Genomic DNA, 924 nt, shown 5'->3' with positions numbered 1-924 from the left:
CGTTCTAAATCTTCTTCTGCTTTCACATCTTCAAGTAAATTGCTACGCCCGCGAACAATGAGGTGTATTTTATGATCAGCACCTTCTCCTCCCCAAAGAGCTAATCCCGTTTCAACAAGATGATGCGATAAATCATCAAGTGCAGCCCGTGTTTCTGCGCATAAGCGGGCAATTTCCCCTTTAGCTTCACTCAATGTACGCCCTTGGATATGGGCATTGAGAAAATTCGTTGCTTCCGTCAATTGTGCATGAGTAACCCCTTCCGGTAAATGAACAATACGATTTTCAACTTCACCTTGTTGAGTCACCAAAACGGCAAGAGCATGCTCCCTATCAAGGCGCACAAATTCAATATGTTTCAATGTTCCTTCTTGTTTTGTTGCTAAAACAAGCCCTGCCCCACGTGAAAGATCTGAAAGAACTCGGCTTGCTTGAACAAGAAAATGTTCAATCGATTGTGCATGACCAGCCTCTTTGACTTGCATTTCAATATTTTCTCGCTCTTCGTTTGGCAAATCACCCGCTTCCATAAATGCATCAACAAAAAAGCGTAAACCTGATTGTGTTGGCATTCGACCCGCAGAAACATGTGGTGCATAAATCAAACCGAGATGTTCAAGATCACTCATCACATTGCGAATCGTCGCAGGCGATAATGTCTGTTGTAAAAGCCGCGAAAGATTACGTGATCCTACAGGTTCACCATCATTAAGATAAGCTTCAACAATATGGCGAAAAATATCACGCGAACGTTCATCAAGATATTTTAGTTCATTATCAATAGTTTTGTGCTTCATCACAATTGTTTCACTACTTTTAAAATCCTCATCTCTTATATAAGTTTTGCCAAGGTTTGGTCAAATAGTCTAAAGTAGTATAAAAACATATTATCCTATTGAGCTGTAAAATGCTACCTTTCAGAGT

Annotated in this window: 1 protein-coding gene; it reads right to left on the bottom strand. The window is 40.3% G+C overall.

Annotated features, from left to right (window positions below; all coding sequences use genetic code 11):
- Positions 1-797 (bottom strand): heat-inducible transcriptional repressor HrcA (hrcA, locus tag ACFIL8_RS11150; RefSeq protein ID WP_375689854.1); only part of this gene is annotated, 797 nt, incomplete at its 3' end.
- Positions 798-924: the final 127 nt, after the last annotated feature.

Origin of the sequence: Bartonella sp. AP57NXGY (genome assembly GCF_042195805.1) — a bacterium.
Classification (GTDB): Bacteria; Pseudomonadota; Alphaproteobacteria; order Rhizobiales; family Rhizobiaceae; genus Bartonella.
This window is presented reverse-complemented; position numbering and strand designations above follow the sequence as displayed.